Origin of the sequence: Granulicella sp. S156, from assembly GCF_009766105.1 — a bacterium.
Lineage (GTDB): Bacteria > Acidobacteriota > Terriglobia > Terriglobales > Acidobacteriaceae > Granulicella.
In genome coordinates this window covers 38552-54397 of the sequence record NZ_LMUH01000013.1, presented here as the reverse complement: position 1 = coordinate 54397, position 15846 = coordinate 38552, and the positions used below count along the sequence as shown (strand labels likewise).

Here is a 15846-nt window from a genome sequence, read left to right as displayed (position 1 = left end):
CCAAGGCCGCCGCCCCTGCGCCGCCCAAGCCCCAACCGGCTGAAAGCGCGCCTGAGCCCGCTACGACAGCTTCTTAGAAGCTCTCTCAAGTGGAAAGCTCTCTCCAATCGAGAGGGCTTTGTTTTCTTTAGCTCCGTGCCAGCGCCTGTCTCCGCTCCACCTTGCCCAAAGCTCCGCGCTCGTATTGCTTCGGCCAGCTCGCGGGATGATGCAATGCGTCCGCCGCGTGAATCGGCCAGTACGGATCGCGCAGCAGTTCGCGCGCCAGCAGCACGAGATCCGCCTGTCCGGTGCGAATGATCTGGTCTGCCTGTGCAGGACCAGTGATCATTCCAACTGCGCCAGTCGCGATACCTACCTCGTGGCGGATTCGTTCGGCAAAAGCCACCTGATACCCCGGCCCCACAGGAATCTGCTGCCGCGGATCATTCCCGCCCGACGAGACATCGATCAAGTCGATGCCCTCGGCCTTCACCAGTTTGGCGAACTCGACCGCATCGTCCACGCTCAAACCGCCTTCGACCCAGTCCGTAACCGAGAGCCGCACCCAGACCGGCAGGTCCTCAGGAAAGCTCGAACGCACCGCGCGGATGATCTCCAACGGAAAGCGTGCACGATTGACGAGGCTGCCACCGTACTCGTCGGTGCGCTTGTTCGAGAGCGGCGAAAGAAACTCGTGCGCCAGATAACCGTGTGCTGCGTGAACCTCTGCGAGCAGAAAACCGGCCTTCACCGCACGCTGGGCAGCGGCCGCAAAATCGGCGACAACCTTGTCCATACCGGTGCGGTCCAACTCATGCGGGACAGAGTAATGCTCGGAATAGCGTTCTGCCGAAGGCCCAACGACATTCTCCCATCCACCCTCACTGGGAGAGACTGTGTGCTGTCCCTCCCATGGCACCGCCATACTGGCCTTACGGCCGGCGTGAGCCAGCTGGATGCCCGGAACGCTTCCCTGCTCACGCAGGAAGGCGGTAATGCGAGCGAGCGGCTGTATGTGCTCATCTTTCCAGATACCGAGGTCCTGCGGGCTGATGCGGCCCTCCGGGCTCACCGCAGCCGCCTCGGTGATCACAAGACCCGCGCCGCCGATGGCACGGCTGCCGAGGTGCACGAAGTGCCACTCCGAGGCGAAACCGTCGGTCGAGCTGTATTGGCACATGGGCGAGCAAACAATGCGGTTGGGCAGTGTGATGCTGCGCTGCTGAAGAGGCGCAAAAAGATGGTCGTGAGCGGGGATCGCGGAAGACATAGTGGAAGCTTAGATGAAGACCGCAGGCAGAAGAAGCAATCCGCCCGTTTTCGTCGTCAGCCCCAATGTCCCATAGAATTGAAGGAAGATAGAGAGCCTCACGAATGTCCGCCACTGTTCTACCGCCGGAACCGGCATCACCCAGCATCATCAACAACTGCCCTAACTGCAGCCATTGGTTGGCGGATGGCACGCTCGTGTGCCCCGATTGCCACACCCTGACCTACGGTAGTCACCTAAGCGATCTGGCCAGCTCCGCTCAGCAATTGGAGCGGGAGCACAAATGGCCCGAGGCACGCGACCGCTGGCGCTCTGCCCTGCAATGGCTCCCCGCAGACACACAACAGGCCGCCAGCATTCAGCAGCACATCACCCAGATCGATAGTCGTCTCCAGGCCGAAGAGGACCAGAAGGCCCGCTGGACCAAGCGCCTCGGACCGTTCGCCCCCGTTGCATTGTTTTTGCTCAAGATCAAGTCGGCGATCTTCATTCTCTTCAAGCTGAAGTTTCTGCTGGGCATCTTCACCTTTTTCGGGCTGTACTGGGCCATCTTCGGCTGGAAGTTCGCGCTCGGCTTTACAGCTTGCCTGTTCATCCACGAGATGGGCCACTTTATTGCCGTAAAGCGCCGCGGCCTCAAGGCCGATCTGCCGATCTTCTTCCCTGGCCTCGGCGCCTATGTGCGCTGGTATGGCATGGGTGTCTCGCGCGAAGATCTCGCCGCGATCGCATTGGCCGGCCCACTGTTCGGCCTCACCGCAGCGCTGTCCTGCTTCGGCATCTACTGGGCGACCCATAAAGAGATATGGCTCGTACTCGCCAATGTCGGCGCGTGGATCAACCTCTTCAACCTGCTGCCGGTCTTCGGACTCGACGGAGCACAGGCCACCTATGCGCTCGCACGCACGCAGAGAGCACTTATCGCTGCGACGAGCGCCCTCTTCTTCGGCCTTACGGTAAACGCCTCAGGGGGAGATCTCTTCGGCCAGAACACACAGTGGGTGTTCCTGTTCGTCGCCATAGGTATGGGATGGCGCTGCTTCACCAACGACACGCCGGAGAAGCCCGACACGAAGACCTTCATCTACTTTCTGGCGCTGCTGCTCGCGCTCGGATTCGTGCTCTTTCTTACGCCGGTCCGGAATATTCGCTAAGGCTTGGAGTAGAGAGTATGCGGGGATTTGCGGGCAAGAGAAATGCTCCAACCCTGGCGCGATGATCGGCGTAGGGTTGGAGCATTCGGGTTGGATTCAGCTAGAGCGGGATTAGCGATGTCCGCCGCCGTGGCCACCACCGCCGTGGAACCCGCCGCCTCCGTGGAAGCCGCCGCCATAGCCACCACCGCCACGGTAACCACCACCGCCGTAACCGCCACGACCACCGCCATAGCCGCCACGACCATAGCCGTAGCCACCGCGACCGTAGCCATAGCCGCCACGACCGTAGCCGTAGCCACCACGGTAATAGCCTCCGCCGTAGCCAAAGCCAATCCCTACTCCGCCGTAAGCGTAGGGATAACCATATGGATAGCCATAGGGATAACCATAGGCGTAATACGGGTAAGGTGCGGGAGCGTAGGCGACTGGAGGAGGATAGGCCTGCGCCTCTTCGGATTGGGCAGCGCCAGGGTCATAAGCGGGTTGGGCGCTGGAATTGCCATTATTGGCAAACTGGCCGTTGTAGCCATTGTCCTGGTTGTACGACTGGGGTGCGTCGTTGTTGGAGTACGACCGCTGAATTGGAGCTGATTGAGCTTGCGTGTAGTTTCCTGGACCGGCTGGGTACGTGGTCTGCGCTAGCGCAGTCGCGGACAGAGTCGCCAGGGCAAGCAGAAGAACTGTGGGCCTGGACATAATAAAACCTCTGTGTGTATAGATGCGATTGCGGGGAAAATGTTGCGGTGGGGCAGGTCAGGCGGCGAGGGCACGGGGGTGAGCGTACTTAGCCATGTGGGTTTTCGAACCAGAGAACGTTCCCCACGAGGTTGCGGGTTAGGCAACCTCGTGGGGACGAGATGGGCTTATTTCGAGGATGGAGCGATTGCTGGGTATCTGAGTGAACGAGGGGCACACGCAGAGAATGAACAGGGTTATGTTGATGCGGCCTAGCAGTAAACCACCTTGCGCTGTTGCCCACGCACGATGCGCCCCAGCACAATCGAACGCTCGTTCATGCGGCTCAGCACCAGTCGCGCCTTCTTGAGCAGCGCTGCGGGTACTACTGCAACCAGCCCAATGCCCATATTGAATGCCCGCAGCATCTCCTCGTTCTCAACGCTGCCCAGCGTTTGCAGATGCGCAAAGAGCGGCGGCGGCTCCCAGCTGGCCAGCTCCACCTGCGCAGCGAATCCCTTGGGCAGAATGCGCGGCAGATTCTCCGTAAGCCCACCTCCAGTGATGTGCGCGAAGGCGTGTGCGACCTCGGCCTGCAACAGCTTGCGGATGGGGGCGAGATAGCTACGGTGCGAACGCATCAGCGCTGCGCCAACCTTGTCGCCAAGCTCATTGACATACTGGTCTGCGCGGTACCCCGCCGTCTCAAACAGCAACTTGCGAGCGAGGGTGTAGCCGTTGGTGTGCAGGCCATTCGAGGGCAGGCCGAGCAGAATATCGCCCTCCGAGATGCTTTCCCCGGAAAGCATCTTCGCGTGGCTGACGACACCCACCATAAAGCCCGCGAGATCGTACTCCTTGCCGCGATAGAGTGTCGGCATCTCGGCTGTCTCGCCGCCGAGCAGCGCGCAGCCGTTGGCCCTGCAGGCCTCCACGATTCCGCCAATGACCTGCTCGACGACGTTCGCATCGAGCTCGCCTGCAGCAAAGTAGTCAAGAAAGAACAGCGGCGTCGCGCCCTGCACGGCGACGTCGTTGACGCAGTGATTCACCAGATCGGAGCCTATACTCCCGTGCAGGCCGAGCTGTGCGGCCAGCTGCAGTTTGCTGCCTACACCATCGGTGCTCGCGACAAGTACAGGCTCGGGAAAGCGTTCGGCATCGAGCGAGAACAAGCCCGCGAAGCCGCCGATCTCGCTGAGCACATTTTTATTGAAGCTGCGCCGCGCGGTCAGTTTGATACGCTCATTGGCCAGCGCTGCGCGATCCCGATCGACCCCCACCTCGGCATACGTGGCACGTGTACGCGTGACGCGTTTGGCGGTTACCGCAGTTCGAGCCTCTTCCGAATGGCTGTACAACTGCGTGTCGCGCTTTGCTGGTGGCGCTCCCCCTGAATCGTCCACGCTCATCATCCCCACCTCATCTTTTCTGTATCGGGCACCCAACCTCACAACGATAACCAGGGTCCCCAACGAGCACAAAGATGCGCTCACAGGGGTGGTTGCTCGCTACAGGAGAGTGACTTCTTTCATTGGGCCACAGTGCTGGCTTTTATTACGCCATGAATGTTGACTTTTTATACCGCGAGTTCGCAGTCTATCAGCCGACTTTTATACTGTCGTTATGGCCCTCGATTTAACCCGCTCCAAAACGCTGCAACGCCGCGCCGAAACCCTGCTTCCGGGGGGTGTGGATTCTCCGGTCCGCGCGTTTCGCGCGGTCGGCGGCGATCCACCGTTTCTCACCAGCGCTGCAGGGGCGTACCTCACCGACGTAGACGGCAATCGCTACATCGACCTCTTTGGCTCCTGGGGGCCCATGCTGTTCGGTCATGCGTTCCCGCCTGCGGTGGAGGCCATCCGCGAGGCCGCCGGATACAGCGCTTCGTTTGGCGCGAGTACGGCGGCAGAGACCGATCTGGCAGAACTTGTTCAACAGTGCTTTCCGTCGATACAGAAGCTGCGCTTCGTCAGCTCCGGCACCGAAGCCTGCATGTCGGCGATTCGCCTTGCGCGCGGCTTCACAGGACGACCCTTTGTCATCAAGTTCGAGGGCTGCTACCACGGCCATGCAGACGCGCTGCTCGTCAAAGCCGGCAGTGGGGTTGCCACCTTCGGCATTCCAGGTTCAGCGGGCGTGCCCAACGAGACGGTCATGCACACGCTGGCGCTGCCTTACAACGATCTCTCCGCCGTCGAAGCGGCCTTTGCTGCCCATCCTGAACTTATCGCGTGCGTCATCCTCGAGCCCGTCGTAGGTAACGCGGGAACGATCGCTCCCGCGCCCGGCTACCTGAAGGGCCTGCGCGAGATTACCCGCAAGCATGGCGCCTTGCTTATCTTCGACGAGGTGATGACCGGCTTCCGGCTGGCTCCCGGCGGGGCGCAGGAGCTGTTTGCGGACGAACTTGGCGGAACACCGGACCTCACCACGCTGGGAAAGATCGTCGGCGGCGGCTTGCCCGTAGGAGCCTTCGGCGGGCGGGCCGAGATCATGGACTACCTTGCACCGCTCGGCCCCGTGTATCAGGCAGGAACGCTCTCCGGCAATCCTCTGGCGATGGCCGCGGGCATTGCGACCCTCCGGCATCTGCTCGCGCATCGCAACGCCATCTACCCCCTGCTGGAGGCGACGACAGCAGCCATCGTCAATGGCGTCGCCCGCCTGGCCGCCGAGCAAGGCATTGCGCTCACAGCGAACCGCGTCGGCAGCATGTTTACGTGGTTCTTCGAGCCCTCTGCCGTCACGGACTTCGCCACTGCAAGCCGCTCCGATACAGCAGCCTTTGCACGCTTCCATCGCGCCATGCTGGAGCGTGGCGTCTGGCTTCCGCCCAGCCAGTTCGAAGCGGCTTTCGTCTCCACAGCCCATGGGCAGCCAGAGATCGATGCGATTTTGCGTGCAGCGGCCGAAGCGTTGCGTGAGGTTCAGAAGTAGCGCGTGCAGGCACCACTGTTGGAGAATGCCGTAAACACTCAATTCCTGCCCAGGCCAGAGGGGATTCAATTTCCCCGTAAGTTATTGATTGCAAATAGTTTATTACAAAATGCGATACGCCCCACCTTGTGACGATGAATCGTCGCGAGGATGGGGCGTTCGATGTGACGGGAGATGAGAGTCTAGCCCTCATCCCTGTACCCTGCTTTTAGTGACCAGCCATGACCTGTGGTGTGAGGATGCCGATGTTGGTCACATCAGCCGCATGCCCAAAGCCGATGGCCTCAGCAACACTGCCGAAGTCAAGATCCGCATCGCCCTTGACGAACATCACCTTCTCCGACCGCGTCGCGAAGATCTCGGTCAGCTTGGGGGCAATATCCTGCTTGGCGAAGTCCTGTTCGTTGATCTTCCAGCCCGGAGGGCCACCACCCGGCCTTGAGGTAACCTCCACCACGATGGTGCGGGTATTTTCCGGCGGAGGCGGCTGGTTCTGCTTGGGCGGCTGGGGAACCAGCGCCTCAAGGCCCCTCGGCGTCGTCGGAACAATGACCATGAAGATGATGAGCAGCACCAGCAGTACGTCGATCAACGGTGTAACGTTGATCTCCGAAACTGATCCACCCGCTGTTCCAGCACCCATTCCCATATCGATACTCCTTATGTCTTACAACGCTAGTTCCATCGGACCGTGGCGATATAGAACCGCCCCATCCTGCTAGTTAGTCTGGTTGATATCGGTCAGCAAATTGAGCTGACTGACGCCGGCGACGCGGACGCCATCAATGGTGTCCATCACTTTGCCATAGTTGGCACGTGAATCGGCATGCAGATATACAGATTTGTCATCGCCAGGGTTCGTTTTCTTGGAAAGAAGATCGGCAACCTTCACGCCAAGATCCGCGATCGATACCTGGTCGGCGTTGAGAAAGGTTTTGCCATCGCGAGTGACTGAGACGTTAATCGCATCTTCTTTGCTGGCGTTCTCCATCACGGTCGATGCCGTAACCTTAGGCAGCTCGACGTTCACGCTGTGATTCAACATGGGGGTGACGACCATGAAGATGATCAGGAGCACCAGCATGACATCCACCATGGGAGTCACGTTGATGTTCGAGTTGACCTTCTTGCCTTCTTCCCGCTTTGCTTGTGCCATAAAAGTGTACTCCGTCCGGGCGTGTTGCCCGTGGTCTGGCTGAGGCTGACTGAGCTCTGGGGAGACCTTAGCTGGAGGCTCCGGACGCCATTTGGCGGCGTCCGGAGAGATTCAGTGTGATTCCCGCAGGGTAATTGCTCGACTGAGACGCCGCAGAGCGGCGCGCAGGTTAGCGATGCGACTGCTTGATGAAGTAGTCGACCAGCTCCGACGAGCTGTTGTCCATCTCAACGTCGAATGCTTCCACCTTGCTGGTGAAGTAGTTGAAGCACATAACGGCCGGGATGGCGACGAGCAGACCGAACGCAGTCGTAACCAGAGCTTCCGAAATACCACTGGCGACCGCGCCGATACCGGAACTCTTCGAGCTTGCGATCTCACGGAAGGCGTTCAGAATGCCGATGACGGTGCCGAAGAGGCCGATGAACGGCGCGGTGGAACCGATCGTGGCCAGACCGCTGAGACCCTTCTTCAGCTTGGCGTGGGTGATGGACTCGGCACGTTCGAGAGCGCGCTTGGAGCTCTCCACCTGTTCAACAGTGATTGCACCGCCCGAACCGAAGCTGCGGAACTCACTGAGACCAGCGGTCACAACCTCTGCGAGGTGCGACTTCTTGGAGCGATCGGCAACCTTGATCGCCTCGTCGAGACGGCCCTCCTTGAGGGCGCCTGCAACCTTGGGAGCAAACTCACGCGACTGCTTGCGGGCAGCGGAGAAGTAGAGAGCGCGATCGATGATCACAGCGAGAGACCAGATCGACATGATGAAGAGAATGATAACGACCGTCTTGGCGGGCCAGCCCATTTGGCTCCAGAGCTGCATGGGGCTAAAGCCGACTTCAGCAGGTGCATCCTGAAAGAACATGGCGAGCGAGGCGGTGTGGGCATGAGCAACGTTGGTGAGATGAGCGAGAATCACTGAATTCTTTCCTCCTGGTTACTTTGAACGAACTTAGCAAAAAATAGATTTGATCGAGCCGGACTGGCGCGAGGTTGAACCTGGTCTGAAGAGTACGGCAACTGCAACAAACTGCCGCATTGGACGAGAGTATTGTAGTTGCAGATTACCCTCGCTGGCCGGCAAGAGACACCGTCCAGCGAAAGTACCGGCCTAATACTAGCTGCCGCCGTTGAGGTTGAAGTTCACCATGATGGTCGTATCGACCTCGGTGGGCTCGCCGTTCAAGAGATAGGGTTTGTAGCGCCAGGTCTTCACGGCATCGGTCGCGGCACCCTGCAGCATAGCTGGACCGCTGATGACGCTAAGACTCATGATCGATCCGCTCTTCGAGATGATGGCGTGGAGCACCACCGTTCCGCCCTGATGCGCGGCGCGCGCGATCGGAGGATAGACCGGCTGTGTCTTGACGAGGATGTTACCCGCAATTACACCGCCTGAGATACGGGCCGGACCTTGTGGCTTGGGTTTGGCGACTACGATAGCCGGACCGCTGCCCGTACCACCTGCCATACCGCCCATAATGCCGCCAGCAGTGCCACCGGCCATGCCGCTCATGCCTGCCACGCCCATAGACGAGGGCGGAGGTGCGGCATCTTCCTTCAGCATCTTGATGTCTTTAGGAATCTTGGTAGGCGCGTGCAGGCCCTGGTCGATCTCCGACACCATATGAACCGGCTTTATCACGGCCGCAGGCGGCGGTGGGGGAGGCGGAGGTGGAGGCGGTGGGGGTGGAGCAGCAATCGAAGCTGCCAGCGAGTTCTTTGGCAGCGCTTCAGGGTAGATCAGCGGAATCAGAATCATGACCGCCAGGGCAGTGCCCCAGAACGCCGCAGAGGCGATCATCCAGTACTTAGACTGGGTCTTGATCTTGCCGCCGGATTCCATCATTGAGTCTTCAAACATATGCAACCTCGGTCCCGCGAGGGATAGCTACTGCCTTAGACACCACAACGAATTAAATTGTTCCCGACTTGCTATTGACTTGCCGGAGAGACAGTTGGTTTTGTTACTTGCTGCCAATCCTACCTTAAATTGGATGCATTTGAGGAGCTCCGCGGCGAAAATGAAGATTAGCCAGAGGATGCGACCCCAAAGTTGTGGATTTCCTGGCAGAAAACCTTTGCGTAACTTTTCCAGGAAAGGAGAATGTCACGGGACACAGCCCCGAAGCGGTGTCATATTTCCTCCCCACGACTACTAGTTGTCTTCCAAACCTATCCTCCAAACCTGTCATTTCGACCGACCAACGGGAGCGGAGAAAACCCCTAGGTGTAGAGCGTGATGCAAATGGTTGTGGCGCTCTCTGCGTCTAGAAACCCCTGTATTTTGCGATGTCCCCAAGGACACGCTTGTTAGCAGCAAGAACTCACTTTGCGGTTGACGACAGGCATCTGTGGCAAGTAGCGTGCCCCTTTGGCTTCTTCAGTAGCGCAGGCATTCGCGAAATACAGGGGTTTCTCCACTCCCGTTGGTCGGTCGAAATGACAGGGTTGGGGGTGGGCTTGTAAAGACAACCGTTGTACGGGCTGGGATACGCCGTCCCTTCGCAGCTGGCTTCCGGGAAAGCAAACGGCCCTCGCGCTAAGCGCGAGGGCCGTTACTTGAAGCAGGAGTCGACCTTACCGCCGTCCGCCCCGTGCTGCGGGCAGCGTGGCCTTCTTGCCGCTCTTGGCGCGCCAGTCCTGATAGGCAACCAGCATCGGAGCGGCGACCGCGATCGAGGAGTACGTGCCGATCAGGATGCCGACCACCAGGGCGAAGGAGAAGCCGTGCAGCACCTCTCCGCCGAACAGGAACAGGCTGAGGACTGTGAGGAAGGTCAGGCCAGAGGCGATGACGGTCCGGCTCAGCGTCTGGTTGATGCTGCGGTTGACCACATCGGAGAGCGATTCGCGCCGATTGGAGGCGAGATTCTCACGGATACGGTCGAAGACCACAATGGTGTCGTTCATCGAGTAACCGATCAGCGTCAGGATGGCTGCGATGACCGTGAGGGAGATCTCCTTGTTCCAGAGGCTGAAGAAACCGACGGTGATGAGCGTGTCATGGAAGACCGCTACGACGGCTGCCACGCCATAGATGAGTTCGAACCGGAACCAGAGGTAGACCAACATGCCGATCAGCGAGTAGATCGTCGCCAGCCAGGCCGTGTGCTGGAGTTGTTTGCCGGCGGTTGGGCCGACGATGTCAACCTGCTGCACGGAGAAGCTGGAGTCGTGATAGTTCGCGTTCAGCGCGCCTTCGACAGCAGCACGACCCTGGTCATGGGCACTGTCGCTCGCGGTCGACTCAGGCAGCGTAATCATGGCGTCCGTGGACGCCGCACCGTTCGCGCCAGAGATGCGCTGGATCGTTGGGTCCTTGATGCCCGAAGCCTCGATGGCGTGGCGGATGTGGTCTATATTCGGCGTCTGGTCGAAACGAACAGTGATCTGGGTGCCGCCTTTGAAGTCGACACCCAACGGAATATGGTGCCAGAACACCATGCTGAGGACACCGGCGATCGAAAAGATCAGTGAGAAACTGAGGAAGTACCACTTCTTCCCCAACCAGTCGATATTTGAGCTACGAAACAGTTCCACGTTTCAATCCTTGAGCTGCTAGCTTTTAGTCGCTAGCTTCTAGCCTTTTCTTTGCCGTCTTCACTGAGAGCTAACGGCTAATAGCACTAACTAAATCGATAGCGCCGCGCCGCGTTCCTTCTTGCTAAGCAGGTAATCGAAGATCGTGCGCGAGACAAACACGGCGGTAAAGATATTGGCCAATAGACCGAAGACCAACGTCACAGCAAAACCCTTGACCGGGCCGGTGCCGAAGATAAACAGGATGCCGGCAGAGACGACCGTTGTGACGTGTGTATCGACGATCGTGACCCAGGCGTGGGCAAAGCCCTCCTGCACGGCTGCAGCGGCAGTCTTACCGAGGCGAAGCTCTTCACGAATGCGTTCGAAGATCAGCACGTTCGAGTCGACGCCCATACCGATGGTCAGGATGACACCAGCGATACCGGGCAACGTAAGCGTCGATCCCGTAAAGCCCATAAACCCGAGCAGGATCACGAGGTTGAGGAAGAGTGCCAGATCGGCATTGATTCCCGCGCCGCGATAGTAGAAGAGCATGAAGGCCATAACCGCCAACATGCCGGCAACGGCGGCAACGATTCCCGCATGAATGCTGGCCGCGCCAAGCGTTGAGCCGATGGAACGCGTTTCGGTATACGAAATCGATGCAGGCAATGAACCTGTACTGAGTTTGTGCGCCAGATCCTCTGCCTGGATCTGCGTGAAGCCACCTGTAATGCGGCCATCGTCTCGAATCGCCCCCTCGATGGTGGCGACCTCGCGAATGTGGTTATCCAGGGTGATGGCCATCTGGCCGGTGCCCTTATTCGCATCGGTGTACTTGTAGAAGCGTTCACCGGCATCTGCCGTCAGGTTGAAGTGGATGTCGGGACGGCCATTCTCGTCCTGCGAGGCCTCCGCTCGCTTGAAGTCGGTACCTTCCACAATCGACGCACGCTGCAGCAGATAGACCAGATCGGGGCCGCCCGTACCATTCGAACCCTTGAGCAGTTCCTGGTCGGGAGGAATGATGCCGTTGAGCCTGGTCATCGCATCCTGCTCGTCGTTATACGGCCCACTGACGACCGCATGGATTTCGAGTTTCGGCGTAGCCTCAATGAGCTTTTGGATGCGGACGGGATCATCGATGCCGGGGATTTCCAGAACGATCTGGTCTTCGCCAAGACCATATTTCCCAATGTAAGGATCAAGCGTTCCGAGGCTATCAATGCGATCTCGTATGGTGTCGATGGAGGTCTCGAGCGTGCGGGTTTCGAGATCGCGAATGGCTGACTGCTTCATGGTGAGCTGATAGCCTCCACCAGGAGCGTTCAGCACGTCATACGACGCATATTCATTGGCCGTGACCGCATCGTGGACCGCGCTTTGTTGCGTCGGCTGGAAACCTGAGACAGTGATTGTCTCCGGATGCGCGAGATCGACCTTAGCCACTGTAGCGCCCGTGCTGGCAAGCTCGTCATGTAGATGCTGGACATCGCGATCCGTAGCACTGTTGACAGCCTCTGCCACATGCACCTGCAGCACGAGATGCGTGCCACCGCGCAGGTCGAGCCCAAGGTGGATGCGATCGGTGATGCTGGTCTTCAGCGAGTCGCCAAAGCCTTTACCGGTACTGTGTGGAATGCCGAAGATCCCGAAGATGCAGATCACCAGTACCGCGATAATGAAGCCTGTTTTGCCGGCCAGATTCTTGCCCATCTTATTGTTGTTCCTTCAAGATTCCGCGACCTGTAACTCATCGCGGCCTTTACGTTTTCCCTTGCGAAACTTTGTGGTCCCTGGCGAACTGTGGCAACAGCTTTCGGCCACAGCAATGCCGCACAAACGATATTCCGCCGTGCTTATGCTTTTGTGTCTTCGTCGGTGGTGACCGCCGCGATAGCGCTGCGAACGATCTCGAACTTCACACCATCGGGCTGGGTGCGAATGACCAGCACATCGTCCTTGACGCTGACGACCGTGCCACGCATGCCGCCATTGGTGGTGATTTTATCGCCGGACTTCACCTGCGCCAGCATCGCCTGCCACTGCTTCTGCTTGCGCTGATTAGGCACAATGAGCAGAAGATACATGGCAACAAACATCACCACTAACAATGGCAGACTGCCAAACGACCCAAAGCCGCCGAAACCGGCCGCCAACGCTAACGCGAGAAAGCTCAATGCACGCCCTGCTGCCGTGGCAGGACACGCCGAGATGAAGGCTCGAGCCTGGCCACGTCTTTCATAAAGTTTTCGGGGATTCTGCTGCCCACATGGACAAGCGCCGGAACCGGGTCGCATTCCGGACACGAGGTCCAGACACACGTCTGCCGTTCCCAGCCAATCGCACCTGAGGATTAAGCATCGCGTAGCGGAGCGGTGATGTCAAGGAAATCGCACGATTGGGCGGTGTATTGTGTGCCAAAAGCAGAAGGGTGTGAGTTCAGAGCCGCTTTATCTATAGAGTAGGTGTCCTCTACTGAGGCGCTTCATCAACTGTTGTTCAGAATGCGTTCAGGATGAATGCCGGCCATACATCTACTGCTATGACAGGAAGACATTGGATGCACCGCCGTCCTTCCGCCGCGGGCATTGCAAAAGCCTTGACGCAACGGGCGCAACGTTTCGCAAAGGAACGCGACGGCCTTTGTATTTGGGAAAAATGCTTATCCTAAGCACTACAGCCGTTGCATATCGTCGCGAACCGTTGCGCCCGTCGCTTCAAGGCTTTTGTAGCACCCCGCAGTAGAAGGACGGCAAAATTTGATGACATGCCCTAGAACTGCCCAGGGTTTGCAGGGAGGGCGAGGAGCAAAGAAAAAGCCTGTAGCGCCGGATGTCGGCACTACAGGCTGAAGAACAATCTTCCAAACTCTTAGGGCTTGGAGGAAGGTGCAGTGTAAGGAGCGGTAATGCTTGCCGCCAGTGGGGTAACGACCGGTGAACCGATACCGATCAGTTCGGTAACGCTGGCACCGGCGCTGTTGGGTACCCAGACATCGCCAGCACCATCAACGGCAACGTTGTTGGCTCCGCCGGATATGCCGGGGACCAGGTAACCAGAGGCGGGAGACCTGGGCGAGATGGCCGAACCATTCGTGGCGAGTTCGACAAGGACATTCGTACCGGTATTGGTAATCCAGGCGTTGTTAGCACCATCAACGGCGATGCCTACAGGGGCTGTGAGGAGAGAGGCAGTGTAATCCCCAATGGTTACGCCACCGTTGGTGATCAAGCTGACGCCGCTCAAGAGACCGAGCACGCCACCGGCGGTGCACCAGACGTTTTCATTGTTGTCGATCGCGATTTCGTTACCACCAGCGAGGCCACCAGCAAGAAGGTACGTTGTGGACGACTTGGCAGTCGTATTGTAATCAGTGACGTCGGTCAGCGCAGAGTACGTAGCCCAGAGATTATTCGAGCCATCGATAGCAGTTCCTACCGGTGAACCCAACAGACTTGAAACAGTCGAGGTGGCTGCGGTGCCTGTGCGGGTGATCTTCGCGATGTTGGGAAGGAGGAGTCCGAGTAGTCCCTGATCGGGAATCCAAAGATTGCCTAGGTTATCGACGGAGAGGTCTTTGGGCGAGTCGATGCCGTTGCCGGAAAAGACTGTGCCAGCACCACCCGTACTGGGGAACTTCGTGACGCTGTTATTGCCCTGGTTTGCCGCCCAGACAGTGCCGGTTGTCCCATCAATAGCGAGACTGAAGGGTGCACTAAGGGTGGAAGCGCTGCCATAGCCGGTACCGGACAGAACCGCGCCAGCGGGGCTGAGCTTGGTAAGGGTATTGCCGGAACTATTAGCAAGCCACGCATTGCCTCCAGCATCAATGGCGACGCTAAAGGGTGCATTGATAGCGGTGCTGCTATAGACAATGCCAATGCTCAAGTCGGTCACTGAGCCAATGGTCGGCTGGAAGGGACCTGAGCTGTTTACCAGGCCGAACAGGGCTGCAACGTTGGTTCCAGGATGCTGAGCGATGTTAATAGCTGCCGTCGCCGTATCCGTGGGTGCCGTGCCACTGCCGTTCGGAGCGTTGGTAAAGACCGTCGAGCACTGCGAGGAGCCGGTGGTTGTATTGATGCAAGCACCCAGGATGTCGGCCAGTGCATTGATCTTCGTAGAAGGAACCGTTCCGTTGCCCGCCGCCGTCGTCGTCTGCGCAAGTCCGGTGGTCTGGTTTCCAATGTTGAGAGCGTTCGCAAAGGCGTTGGCAAGGTTTGTCAGGGCCAGCGCAGTACCAGAGCTGGCGATGTGCGTGGCATCCGTGGCAAAGCCCGCCAGTGCGTATGCAGTGGCGATGGTGTTTACCTCGTCCATGTACACAAACGTGACGGAGCTCGGGAAGGTGTTACCGGCGATGCATTGGCCAACCGTGGTGATCAGCCCTGCTCCCGTGTTGCTGCCGAGGCCTTTACCGCTGGCATCGCCACCTATGGAGTAGAGATAGACCTGAGAGCCAGCGGTGCAGGTATAGGCTCCAGACACATCGAAGTCGCCGGCTGCATCCGTTGTGGCGTAGAAGTTTGTACCATCGGAAGTCGTGCTCGAAGAGGCATGCAGGATGGAGGTGGCTGCCGTGCCATACCCGCCCGTCCCGACTTCATACATGTAGACGTGAGAACCAACCAGAGGCTGCTGACCGCCATGCACATTACCTTTGAGGACAGCGGTGCTATCTTGAACGCTCGATGAATCGCCAGAAAAATTGGCCGAGCACCCGCTCAAGCCGAGGACGCCCATCAGTCCAGCGAGGCTAACGGTGACGGGAAGCGATAAACGGTGGATTTTCATAAGAATCTCCCTAAGTAAAAGCCTTCAAGTCCGCAATCTGCAGACGACTTGAGGCAGAGGTTTAAGGCCCCGAGAACTGTGAGGACCCGACAGCACAACTGAAAAACAGCTGAAATACAGCTGTAAAGATGACCCGATTGATTGATTTGAAGCGTGGCCCGACAGCGGTGGGTATTGGTACATTAGTTCGCTAACATGCGACAGACAGACAATAACCCATTGACTACAGTGTTGGAGATCATAGCCCATGTCAAGGACGAAAGTCCTTGATTCACGAAAAATATATTATGCTTGAGCGGATTCTACACCTGCGAGCCGAGGCTTGGATAGGGAAACAAGCAATC

Annotated in this window: 13 protein-coding genes; 2 read left to right on the top strand and 11 right to left on the bottom strand. The window is 58.4% G+C overall.

Annotated features, from left to right (window positions below):
- Positions 1 to 127 precede the first annotated feature (127 nt).
- Positions 128 to 1252, bottom strand: coding sequence for an NADH:flavin oxidoreductase/NADH oxidase (locus GSQ91_RS10245; RefSeq protein ID WP_158821463.1), 1125 nt, complete (start codon positions 1250 to 1252; stop codon positions 128 to 130).
- 104 nt (positions 1253 to 1356) lie between these two features.
- Here GSQ91_RS10245 and GSQ91_RS10240 point away from each other — a divergent pair, with 104 nt between their 5' ends.
- The gene (locus GSQ91_RS10240) at positions 1357 to 2406 is read left to right on the top strand and encodes a site-2 protease family protein (RefSeq protein WP_158821462.1); all 1050 of its coding nucleotides are present in this window, start codon (positions 1357 to 1359) and stop codon (positions 2404 to 2406) included.
- A 111-nt stretch (positions 2407 to 2517) separates the two neighbouring features.
- Here GSQ91_RS10240 and GSQ91_RS26045 read toward each other — a convergent pair whose 3' ends face one another.
- The gene (locus GSQ91_RS26045; RefSeq protein ID WP_256370373.1) at positions 2518 to 3105 is read right to left on the bottom strand and encodes a hypothetical protein; all 588 of its coding nucleotides are present in this window, start codon (positions 3103 to 3105) and stop codon (positions 2518 to 2520) included.
- Between the two features lie 251 nt (positions 3106 to 3356).
- Entirely contained in the window at positions 3357 to 4496 is a 1140-nt protein-coding gene (purM, locus tag GSQ91_RS10230) for a phosphoribosylformylglycinamidine cyclo-ligase (protein WP_371417109.1), read from the bottom strand.
- Positions 4497 to 4710: 214 nt separating this feature from the next.
- Between purM and hemL the strand changes: the two genes are divergently transcribed.
- Positions 4711 to 6024 carry a glutamate-1-semialdehyde 2,1-aminomutase gene (hemL, locus tag GSQ91_RS10225; RefSeq protein ID WP_158821461.1) on the top strand — a complete coding sequence of 438 codons (1314 nt, stop codon included), beginning with the start codon at positions 4711 to 4713 and terminating at the stop codon, positions 6022 to 6024.
- Positions 6025 to 6232: 208 nt separating this feature from the next.
- Here the strand turns inward: hemL and GSQ91_RS10220 are convergent, their stop codons facing one another.
- The 8 genes from GSQ91_RS10220 to GSQ91_RS10185 all read right to left on the bottom strand — a co-directional run bounded on the left by GSQ91_RS10220 (position 6233) and on the right by GSQ91_RS10185 (position 15502).
- Entirely contained in the window at positions 6233 to 6673 is a 441-nt protein-coding gene (locus GSQ91_RS10220) for a biopolymer transporter ExbD (protein ID WP_158821460.1), read from the bottom strand.
- A 69-nt stretch (positions 6674 to 6742) separates the two neighbouring features.
- Positions 6743 to 7180, bottom strand: a complete 438-nt coding sequence (locus tag GSQ91_RS10215) for an ExbD/TolR family protein (protein ID WP_158821459.1) — start codon at positions 7178 to 7180, stop codon at positions 6743 to 6745.
- A 169-nt stretch (positions 7181 to 7349) separates the two neighbouring features.
- Positions 7350 to 8099, bottom strand: coding sequence for a MotA/TolQ/ExbB proton channel family protein (locus GSQ91_RS10210; protein ID WP_158821458.1), 750 nt, complete (start codon positions 8097 to 8099; stop codon positions 7350 to 7352).
- A 198-nt stretch (positions 8100 to 8297) separates the two neighbouring features.
- Entirely contained in the window at positions 8298 to 9044 is a 747-nt protein-coding gene (locus GSQ91_RS10205) for an energy transducer TonB (RefSeq protein ID WP_158821457.1), read from the bottom strand.
- A 716-nt stretch (positions 9045 to 9760) separates the two neighbouring features.
- On the bottom strand, positions 9761 to 10723 hold the full coding sequence (gene secF / locus GSQ91_RS10200; protein ID WP_158821456.1) for a protein translocase subunit SecF: 963 nt from the start codon (positions 10721 to 10723) through the stop codon (positions 9761 to 9763).
- 90 nt (positions 10724 to 10813) lie between these two features.
- Positions 10814 to 12421 (bottom strand): protein translocase subunit SecD, encoded by a 1608-nt coding sequence (gene secD / locus GSQ91_RS10195; RefSeq protein ID WP_158821455.1) that lies wholly within the window; start codon positions 12419 to 12421, stop codon positions 10814 to 10816.
- 143 nt (positions 12422 to 12564) lie between these two features.
- Positions 12565 to 12885 carry a preprotein translocase subunit YajC gene (yajC, locus tag GSQ91_RS10190; protein ID WP_158821454.1) on the bottom strand — a complete coding sequence of 107 codons (321 nt, stop codon included), beginning with the start codon at positions 12883 to 12885 and terminating at the stop codon, positions 12565 to 12567.
- A 694-nt stretch (positions 12886 to 13579) separates the two neighbouring features.
- Positions 13580 to 15502 carry a hypothetical protein gene (locus GSQ91_RS10185; RefSeq protein WP_158821453.1) on the bottom strand — a complete coding sequence of 641 codons (1923 nt, stop codon included), beginning with the start codon at positions 15500 to 15502 and terminating at the stop codon, positions 13580 to 13582.
- Between the last annotated feature and the right edge of the window lie 344 nt (positions 15503 to 15846).

Coding starts and splice junctions, on each gene's coding strand:
- GSQ91_RS10245 (WP_158821463.1), bottom strand. CDS start 1,252: ATGTCTTCCGCGATCCCCGCTCACGACCATCTTTTTGCGCCTCTTCAG.
- GSQ91_RS10240 (WP_158821462.1), top strand. CDS start 1,357: ATGTCCGCCACTGTTCTACCGCCGGAACCGGCATCACCCAGCATCATC.
- GSQ91_RS26045 (WP_256370373.1), bottom strand. CDS start 3,105: ATGTCCAGGCCCACAGTTCTTCTGCTTGCCCTGGCGACTCTGTCCGCG.
- purM (WP_371417109.1), bottom strand. CDS start 4,496: ATGAGCGTGGACGATTCAGGGGGAGCGCCACCAGCAAAGCGCGACACG.
- hemL (WP_158821461.1), top strand. CDS start 4,711: ATGGCCCTCGATTTAACCCGCTCCAAAACGCTGCAACGCCGCGCCGAA.
- GSQ91_RS10220 (WP_158821460.1), bottom strand. CDS start 6,673: ATGGGAATGGGTGCTGGAACAGCGGGTGGATCAGTTTCGGAGATCAAC.
- GSQ91_RS10215 (WP_158821459.1), bottom strand. CDS start 7,180: ATGGCACAAGCAAAGCGGGAAGAAGGCAAGAAGGTCAACTCGAACATC.
- GSQ91_RS10205 (WP_158821457.1), bottom strand. CDS start 9,044: ATGTTTGAAGACTCAATGATGGAATCCGGCGGCAAGATCAAGACCCAG.
- secD (WP_158821455.1), bottom strand. CDS start 12,421: ATGGGCAAGAATCTGGCCGGCAAAACAGGCTTCATTATCGCGGTACTG.
- GSQ91_RS10185 (WP_158821453.1), bottom strand. CDS start 15,502: ATGAAAATCCACCGTTTATCGCTTCCCGTCACCGTTAGCCTCGCTGGA.